This is a genomic window from Streptomyces sp. NPDC032721, from assembly GCF_055579625.1.
Map to the genome: position 1 here is coordinate 48,095 of NZ_JBVIMX010000033.1, position 8,531 is coordinate 56,625.

Consider the following 8,531-nt stretch of genomic DNA (forward strand, 5'->3'; position numbering starts at 1 on the left):
AGAGTTTGCCCATGTGTACGCCGACAAGGGGTGCCCGCAGAGGCCGCTTGGCTAGAAGGGCGGGTCGTTGGGGCCACGGCCTGCGTAGATGACCGCGTCACGCCGCCGGCTGGCCGCGTGCTGTTCCGTGAGGGAGGGCATCCCCGCGATCGCTTCGGCGGCGCGGCCTTGGTGGACGAGAAGTTCGGCCACTTCGGACGGCCTCAGGTCGTGGTCTGCTCGCAGCAGCGTGAGCGCTTCCTCATGGCGGCCCATATCCTCCAGGGCCCACGCCTTGCTGACGGTCAGGCCGTGCATGTCCGGCGGCAGCGTCTCGGCGTATGCGAGGGCCTCCTGGTGACGACCGGCCTCGCCCAGCAGCCAGATCCGGTTCGAGCTGACCCAGGACGGGTGCTCCTCGATGAACTCGGCACTGCGCTCGTCGAGGAGTGCCAGGGCGTCGTCCAGCCGTCCGGCTTCGTGCAGCAGGTGAATGACGCCCTCGAAGAGACAGGCATCGTGGTGGTCGAAGGTCGGGCGGCCCACCTCGACGGCTTCCTCGATCCGGCCCTGGCGGCCCAGCAGTTCTATCAGAGGCCAGCGGAACCGGTCCGCATGCTCGGTATCCGCGATGAAACGCCGCAACACGGCCTCGGCCTCATCCGCCTGCCCGTCATCCTCAAGCACCCCCGCGTAGTACGCGAGCGTCTCACCCGCACGCCCACCGGTGCCCAGCACCCGCAATTCTTTCAGACATCGGTGGCGTCGCAGGAGCTCCGCATAGGCGATCAGCGTGTTCTGGACCAGGAAGTGCCCGGCCGCAATGTCTGCACCAAGAATCCGTACGGCCTCGTCGACCCGGCCCATGCGTTCCAGGACCTGAGCCTGTAGGTCCTGGGCGTTGCTGGGGTGGAAGTTCCAGCATTCCTCGCCGCGAGCGCTTCGGGCCCGCTCAGCACGCGGTGCGATCAGCTCCAGGACCTGCCCATCACGGCGCTGACCTTCTGTCAGCTCGACGAGGGTGGACAGGATCCACTCCCTGTCCAGATGAGGTGTGAGCACGGCGATCGCCTCGTCCACCCTTCCCGCCTCGGCCAGCAGTTCCGCGAAGTCGTGGCACACCCACTCCGAAGCAAGATCTTCCTCGTCCGGGCGGACGGACTCCAGCGCCTGCTGCACCGCACCCGCCTCGACCAGGACCTTGGCTCTCTCCCAGCGCGCCGGATCCCACCCAGCCTCGATGAACGGCTCCAGCACGCCCAACGCCCGTTTGACCTCGCCCGCCCGGGACAGCTCGCGAACCGCCGCCTGCGCGCAGAACCATTCACCCCGCTCCGACGCTGCTTGAACCAGCAGCTCCACCTGTCTGCGCTCCACCAGCATGGCTACCAGGCGAGGAGATATCCCGCCGAGTGTCCGCACCTGCCATTCAAGATCATCAACACTCACGGGTCTCACCGTACGGGCGACCACTGACAGGCCTCATCGACTGGCTGACTGAACCCACTCGCTCTACGCCGGAAATATAGGACGGCGGACGGGCTACCCGTCAGGCTCCTCTGGGGCGAGGACGAGCAAGCTCCGCCTCTTCGAGCTCGACAACTGCAGCATGTCCCAGGCCCGCCTCGCGAAGGAGGCCGGGGACTGGCGGGCGCCGGAGGCCTGCTCGACCGGCTCGACTCGCTCCTTCTGGCCCTGGCCGTCCTACTCCTCCTGCGCTGACCCAATGGCTCAGGCACTTCGATGGGTCCGGATCCTCTCAAGCGACCCCGGACCACACTCCAGAGGATCCACACTCAACGGACTTCGTGTCCTACCGGCGGCCGCGCTCGCGTACGTCAACAAACTTGCCGATCACAGCAGTTCGCCGACGTCCCAGGTGGTGCTGATGTCGTTCAGCCACCGGTCCGGCAGCTCCCCGTTCCACCGCGCCGCCAGCGCGTACCGCGAGCGCACCTCCACCAGCCGCTCCAGCACGATCAGCGAAACCGGGTGCGCGAGCAGCTCGCGCCGCCCGTGCTTCGCGGCCGCGGACCGGGGCTTGTACTCCGCGTACAGCCGCACCAGCCGCTCCCGGTACCCGTGCACGCACTCCTCCAGCCGCACCGGGTACGCCGCCCGTTCCGCCTCGGGGATCACCGACCACAGGACGGGCAGGACCTCCTCGGTCAAGCCGTCCTCGAAGCGCGCGTGGACCGCGAACCGTGCGTATGAGCGCACCGCGACCGGGACGTCTTGTGTGCCCGGGTCGGCGTCGGCGATCGGTCGGTACACGGCGGTGGCAGCCGTCGCGCACGCGCCGATCAGGTCGACGGCCTGAAGGATCAGGCGGGCATGACGGCGCCGGCGGGCCGGGGCTTCAGCCGGTACCTGCCCGGCCGCTGACCGCAGGGTTCTGCGGGTCGCCATCCTCCTGCACGACGTCGCCAAGGCCCACAACCACACCATCATCGGCGTGCACGGCGCCGTCGGCGCGAAGCGGCAGTCCGTGGCCTCCGGTGGGTCCTGTAGCCGTGGCGCCCTCATGGCCACCGTTGCCCGGGTGGCGGTAGAGGGTCACGAGGAAGTCCCGCGGCAGTCGAAGCTCAGGAAAGCGGGCGAAGTGCGGTCGCGGAGAGTCGGTAGCAATGCGGCCAGATAGTCGGGTACCAGCCGCACGGATCCGAGATCGTGCAGGTCGATCCAGCGGAACTGAAGTTGGGCCTCCCTGCTCACGATCTCGGGGAGGCCCTCGTGGCCTGCAAGCCGCGGTTGTACATGGAAGTAGAAGCAGATGTCGTGGTGGATATCGCCCCGGTCATCCCGGAAGAAGCTGTCTGCCACCACGGCGAGCGGGCCGCAACACACCGGTACGCCGATTTCCTCCATGTACTCCCGTTCGCAGGCAGTGACCAGTGACTCACCGGGGAGCAGACCGCCTCCGGGCACCCCCCACACCTCGATGTCGGCCAGGCTTTCCATGAGCACGGCGTGCTCGTGGTACCAGATGCCCGCAGCACGGACCCGGGTGGGGATGTTCTGTTCCGTCACTGCGCTGTTCCTTCGGTAGTTGGAGCGGACGAAAGCACGGCCGCTGGGTCACCGCGAGACCGAAGCCGAGCGGATGCAGCGTTCCCGGCCGGTTGCAGATGCACTTTTCACACAGGGTGCCAGCGAGATCGTCTTCTATCGGATGATCAGGATGCCGTCGGTGACACCCCACCCACCAGCCGCTCTCTGCCTATGCTGACGTCCCGGGTGGGGTGTAGCGCAGAGGTAGACGCGCGTGGTCTCCAAAACCACGAGGACGCCGGTTCGAATCCAGCCGCTCCGCCCGCCAACACGACAGGGTCCATAGGGCCGCTGATGTACGACCGTAGTCATCGCACCGTTGCCCATCGCATGCCCAACGTGTCCAGTTCGGCCCGTCGTTCGTCGGTGAGTTTGTCGGCACGCTTCCGAAGGTTGTCCAAGACCATCCCCAGCTTCACCTCCACCACCTCACGACCGCCACCGCCGCTCTGAGCGCCTCCCGGACCCCTACGCGACTCTAGGTGCTCAATGTGCTTCCGGGGCACCACAAGGTGCCCCTCACGCGCGTGGAACTGCTGTGCCGCCGCGAGGTTGGTGGCCCACTTGTCGTTCTGCGTCCGCTTCACCGGCCGCTCGCTGTCGTTAGCCGGTTCGAGCCCGAGGGCGTTCGCCAACAACCACTGCTGCGCCGCCTGCAAGCTCTCCCATCCGTACCGGCAGCCCTGGACCCACCGGCCGAGGTCTTCGCCCTGGACGAGCAACACACCAGGCTCGGTGGGGAGGGTGCCGCCGTGCTCCAAGTGGTGCTGCGCCAGCCGGAGGCAGCGTTGCCAGCCGGCGTCCCAAGCCGGGCACCACCCGGGGTCGATCTCGTCCAGGGCTTCTCGCCGCTTCCAGGACAGCCCGCCCGCCACCACGTCGACCTCGTCAAAGACCTCGATGCCCTGCTCTTCGAGCTCCTGGAGGCGGGCGTCCGCGAGCCGGGCAGCCGTCCGGAGTTTCTTTGCCCACCGCCCCACGGGGTAACCGCCGATCCCCACGGCGGTGGCGGGCGGGAGGAAGTGCCCGTGCTCGGCTGCCCAGTGCCGGGCCGCGGCGAGGCCTTCTTCGAGGGCCCGGTGCTGGTGCGACCACACCACTCCCAGCTGTTCCAGCTCCCGTACCCGTTCCACCGTCAGAACGGACTACCGGTAGAGGCTGCTGTGCGCAGATGCGCAACTCTTTGATGGAAGGTTCGTTGTGATCGTCGATGCGCTGGGTGCGCATGATCGCGAAGGCTGAAGAGAGTTGCCGGGCATGAACGATTTTCCAGTGGCTGCTGACGTGCCGTGGCACGTATCCGCGTTCCGTCTCCCAGGGGCGGAGCTGAGCGATAGCGAGGCGGTCGGGCGCATCAGGGAGCTGCGGGCGAGGATTCTCTTCGACCACGGTCGCCGGCCCGATTTCCGCACGACGGACGGCGGGTACGCCGATGACCAGGACCTGGACTTCGGGGCCTGGCACTTCGTCGGAAGGCGCGGGCCGGCCGGGCCCCCGCTGGGCTATGTGCGGCTTTCGACCCCCGAGACGGGTGACCTGTTCCAGACGCGGGCGTACCTGGGCCCGGAGCAGTATGAAGAACTGCTCCGGGAGTGCGGTTTTGGTGCTGCGGAAACGTTCGAGCACAGCCGCCTGGTGGTCGAGCCCCAGGCCCGCAAGCTGGGCCTGGGGTGTACCTCAATGCATTCGCGATCGCCGCCGCCCGCTGCCTGGGCGCCAAGGCCATGATCGGGACCTAGGGCACCGCGGACGGCCAGGACCGGTTCCACGAGCGCTTCGGCTTCCGCCCGATTCCCGGTACCCGCCGCTACGTCGAGCGGTACACCGAGGACGTGGTGATCATGCTGTACAAGTCCGCTTTCCCGGCCGGTGAGCACGCCGGGCTCGTCGAGCAGCTGGAAAGCGTCTTTCCTGCCGTGACGGTCTCCGCTCACGAGGCCGGGCTCGACGGCGATTGCCTCGCCGAGGCTGAACGCGGGCAGCGCAACGGAGCGCGCGCGTGCCGAGAGCGGCTCGCCGACCTGAGCCTGCGGAACGACGGTGCCAAGCCGTGCTGGCAGCCTGTGCACTTCGACCTCGGACGGGAAGAGGACCGGGCGGGTCTGCTGGGACTTCTCGATTCAGGTGCGGTCCGCGAGGTGTCGGACACCATCGAGGACCAGCTGAGGGAACTGGTCACCAGCCGCGATCCCCGGCTGTGTTCCTCGCCCGAGGCAGTGGAACGGGCTGTGACCGAGCAGCTGGCCGGGGCCGCCGTGCAGGAGTACGGGATCTGGGTCTGGTATCCGTGGTTGGGGCAGCTGGTGTACCTGCTGCCGCGTGAGGAGTTTCGCCTGGTGCGCACCGACCGCAACCGCGGTCGGATCGACCGTGCACAGCAACGCCGGCTGCTGGGGCGCCGCGTGGGGATCGTGGGCCTCTCCGTCGGCAGCAGCGCCGCGCTGACCTTCGCCATGGAGGGGATCGGCGGATCGTTCAAGCTGGCCGACTTCGATGTGCTCAGCGTCTCGAACCTGAACCGACTGCGGGCAGGGGTGTATCAACTGGGCCTCAACAAATGTGTGTTGGCTGCCCGCCAGATGCTGGAGATCGACCCCTGGCTCGACATCGAGATCTACCCGGGCGGCCTCACCGACGACACGATGGAGGAGTTCTTCAGCGGCGGCGTGGGGCCCATCGATCTCCTCGTCGAGGAGTGCGACACCCCGTACGTCAAGATCGCCGCCCGCGAACACGCCCGGGCGCTGCGCATCCCTGTCGTGATGGACGCCAACGACCGTGGCCTGCTCGACGTGGAGCGCTTCGACCTCGAACCCCACCGGCCCCTGCTGCACGGCCTGCTAGGCGAGACCACCTCCCGGGATCTGCGGGAGCTCACGTATGAGCAGGCGGTCGACGTCATCCTCACGATGGTCGACCGGGACCGCATCAGCCCCGAGCTCACCGCTTCCATCGCCCAGATGGGGACCACCCTCAGCAGCTGGCCCCAACTCGCCTCGGGCGTAGCTCTCGGCGGCGCACTCACCGCCGAGGCCGCACGGCACATCCTGCTGGGCCGGCCCCGCCCCTCGGGGCGCTTCTACACCGACCTGGAACTCCTCACCTCCGGCGACCGGAACACTCTCTCCTAACGCCCTCACCTACGAGGAAACCTTTCACTGCCGCTTCCCGAGGCTGCGACCACCACGTCGCCGCAGGACACTCACAGCAGGCCGGCGCCAGCCCCCTTCTCATCGAAATCCCACCGCCAACAGGAGTCCCCATGACCCATGCCATTGACACCCTCCGCCAGGTAACGGCGATCGTCGCTGCCATCGCCGACCGTCCGGTGGGAGAGATCACCCCGCAGACGCGACTTGTCGAGGACCTCGACCTGGACTCACTGCAGGTGGTGGAGATCGCGGTGCGGGCCGAGGAAGAACTCGGCATGCCCGTCGACGACACCCTGCTGGCGGAGCCGGAGACGACCATCGAGCAGTGCGCCCAGGTGGTGTCCGAGTCAGCGGCCCACAAGGCTCGTGCATGAGCCGCCAGTTGCTGCACACCGCATGGGGCATCCACGGACTGGGCATCCACCTCCCCGACCTTCGTGTGAGCAACGAGGACATCGCCGGCCAGTACGGTGTGGAACCCGCCTGGATCGAGCGCATGACCGGCGTCACCCACCGACGCTACGCAGACCCCGCCCAGTCCACGTCAGACCTGGCTCTCGCGGCTGCCGAACAAGCTCTGACCGACGCCCGTCTCTCTCCACGGGACATCGACGTCATCCTCCTGGCAACAAGCACACCCGACCAGCTCGCCGTGGCCACGGCCTGCCGAGTGCAGCACCGCCTCGGTGCGGACCGGGCCTGGGCCACCGACGTCGGCGGCGCCTGCGCAGGATTTCTCAACGCTCTGAAACTGGCCCGCGACGTCCTGACCGCCTCGCACCCCGAAGGACGGGCACTGGTCATCGGAGCGGAGACCTTCTCCAAGTTCCAAAACCCCCGCGACCGCTCCACCGGAGTGCTGTTCGCCGACGGAGCCGGCGCAGTCGTACTGGGGCCCACGACCGCCGGACAAGGCTTCCTGTGCAACGTGCAGGGAACAGATGGCGCCCTCGCCGACATCGTCGGGATCCGAGCCGGGGGCAGCGCACAACCAGCCAGTGCACGCACCGTCTCCGAAGGAGGCCACTACCTCCACATGAACGGAAAGGCGGTCGCCGCCTACTTCCACGACGTCTTCCCACGCATCGTCCAGAGCCTCACCCAGCTGTCGGACCTGCCCCTGGATCAGATTGACCTCGTCATCCCCCACCAGGACAATCCGCGTATGCTCCGCACCCTGGGCACTGCCCTCGGTATCTCGGCGCAACAGCTCGTCATCACCGCGGACACCTTCGGCAACACAGGTGCGGCGTCGATCCCCATGGCCCTGCACACAGCACGGGCCCAAGAGCGGCTCACGTCGCAGAAGACCGTTCTGCATGCCGCGGTCGGTGCGGGAATGAGCTGGGCCGGAACGGTGCAGCGCTGGCTGTGAACGGGCCTTCGCTCTCAGCCACGGCCGCCGCCGTGGCTGAGAGCACCACCCACTGTCCGCCGACCCGGCGCACTGCGCGAACGAGCGGTACGCAGGACCGCGGACTGAGGACCAGGCTGAGCGGGAACCGATCTGCTTGCCGCCGCATGCAGGGTGGGGACGAAACTCTCTTGACGACGAACGGAGTCAGGAGTGGTCGTTGCCGCACCGAGGCGCGGAGCAGTCCGCAGCGATCTCATGCCGTGCCCAGGGGAGCATGTCACCGGCATTGCCTGCCTCGGCGTCCCTCGTGTCCACGCCTCCGCAGGACTTTGCTGGCGGTCACCGTGAAGGGCACTGTAAATTCAAGATACGTTCGATGCGTCAGATCCCGAGCACGATGCCGACGGAGGCGAGTACGCCCCCTGGTGGCTCATACTGAGGCCCGCGGCCGACGACGACCAGGACGACGTCCCGCCCCCGGCCACGGCACCCACCGTGACCGTCTCGGTCGCTGCCGACGCCACCCGCATCGAGGTCATCCGCCCGGCCGGCACCGAGGCGTACCTGTCTGACGGCTGCGCAGCAGACGTCATCGTCGAGGGAAGCCTGTACGCGGTGCAGCTTCCCGCCAGAAGCGTCCGGATCCTCACCCGCCTGATGATGGACCTCTGGCATCACGAGCAGCAGTCGAGGATCGCACGCGGACAGTGCCAGATGTGCGGCAAGGGCCGCGCGCTGTCGCTCTGGCGGCCCCGGTGAGAGCTTGCTGGCCCATGTCGTGCTGCACGTCGCCCGCACACCGCACGACGGCCGCGGCCCTCTGACACACACCGCGTGCCTCGAACCTCCTCCGGCATGAAGGGGCAGCCCTGCGGGTGCCGGGACAACCGCTCGATCCCAAAAGTCCCCCGGGGTGCACCTTGAGTTCTAGTGGTCGTCGCAACACCCCAGCTCAGGGGATGCGATGGACTTCAAGATCCGTGAGAGCCGCA

Annotated in this window: 9 protein-coding genes and 1 tRNA gene; 6 read left to right on the top strand and 4 right to left on the bottom strand. The window is 67.7% G+C overall.

Going from position 1 to position 8,531, the window contains the following annotated elements; genetic code table 11:
- Nucleotides 1-51 precede the first annotated feature (51 nt).
- The 3 genes from ACZ5PB_RS40655 to ACZ5PB_RS40665 form a co-directional block, all read right to left on the bottom strand.
- Nucleotides 52-1,428, bottom strand: coding sequence for a tetratricopeptide repeat protein (locus ACZ5PB_RS40655; RefSeq protein WP_468698499.1), 1,377 nt, complete (start codon nucleotides 1,426-1,428; stop codon nucleotides 52-54).
- Between the two features lie 405 nt (nucleotides 1,429-1,833).
- Nucleotides 1,834-2,388, bottom strand: coding sequence for a hypothetical protein (locus tag ACZ5PB_RS40660; RefSeq protein ID WP_468698501.1), 555 nt, complete (start codon nucleotides 2,386-2,388; stop codon nucleotides 1,834-1,836).
- Nucleotides 2,389-2,535: 147 nt separating this feature from the next.
- Complete coding sequence (locus ACZ5PB_RS40665) at nucleotides 2,536-3,009, bottom strand: NUDIX domain-containing protein (RefSeq protein ID WP_468698502.1); 474 nt, start codon at nucleotides 3,007-3,009, stop codon at nucleotides 2,536-2,538.
- Nucleotides 3,010-3,214: 205 nt separating this feature from the next.
- Between ACZ5PB_RS40665 and ACZ5PB_RS40670 the strand changes: the two genes are divergently transcribed.
- Nucleotides 3,215-3,298, top strand: a tRNA-Trp gene (locus tag ACZ5PB_RS40670).
- 40 nt (nucleotides 3,299-3,338) lie between these two features.
- Here ACZ5PB_RS40670 and ACZ5PB_RS40675 read toward each other — a convergent pair.
- Complete coding sequence (locus ACZ5PB_RS40675) at nucleotides 3,339-4,163, bottom strand: helicase associated domain-containing protein (RefSeq protein ID WP_468698503.1); 825 nt, start codon at nucleotides 4,161-4,163, stop codon at nucleotides 3,339-3,341.
- Between the two features lie 124 nt (nucleotides 4,164-4,287).
- Between ACZ5PB_RS40675 and ACZ5PB_RS40680 the strand changes: the two genes are divergently transcribed.
- The 5 genes from ACZ5PB_RS40680 (at nucleotide 4,288) to ACZ5PB_RS40700 (ending at nucleotide 8,298) form a co-directional block, all read left to right on the top strand.
- Nucleotides 4,288-4,758, top strand: coding sequence for a hypothetical protein (locus ACZ5PB_RS40680; protein WP_468698505.1), 471 nt, complete (start codon nucleotides 4,288-4,290; stop codon nucleotides 4,756-4,758).
- A gap of 113 nt (nucleotides 4,759-4,871) precedes the next feature.
- Nucleotides 4,872-6,161, top strand: coding sequence for a ThiF family adenylyltransferase (locus ACZ5PB_RS40685; protein ID WP_468698516.1), 1,290 nt, complete (start codon nucleotides 4,872-4,874; stop codon nucleotides 6,159-6,161).
- A 131-nt stretch (nucleotides 6,162-6,292) separates the two neighbouring features.
- Complete coding sequence (locus tag ACZ5PB_RS40690) at nucleotides 6,293-6,556, top strand: acyl carrier protein (protein ID WP_468698507.1); 264 nt, start codon at nucleotides 6,293-6,295, stop codon at nucleotides 6,554-6,556.
- Complete coding sequence (locus ACZ5PB_RS40695; RefSeq protein WP_468698510.1) at nucleotides 6,553-7,557, top strand: 3-oxoacyl-ACP synthase III family protein; 1,005 nt, start codon at nucleotides 6,553-6,555, stop codon at nucleotides 7,555-7,557. Before ACZ5PB_RS40690 ends, ACZ5PB_RS40695 begins: the two co-directional genes overlap by 4 nt.
- A 477-nt stretch (nucleotides 7,558-8,034) precedes the next feature.
- A complete protein-coding gene (locus tag ACZ5PB_RS40700; RefSeq protein WP_468698512.1) occupies nucleotides 8,035-8,298 on the top strand; it encodes a hypothetical protein in 264 nt (87 codons plus the stop codon).
- Nucleotides 8,299-8,531: the final 233 nt, after the last annotated feature.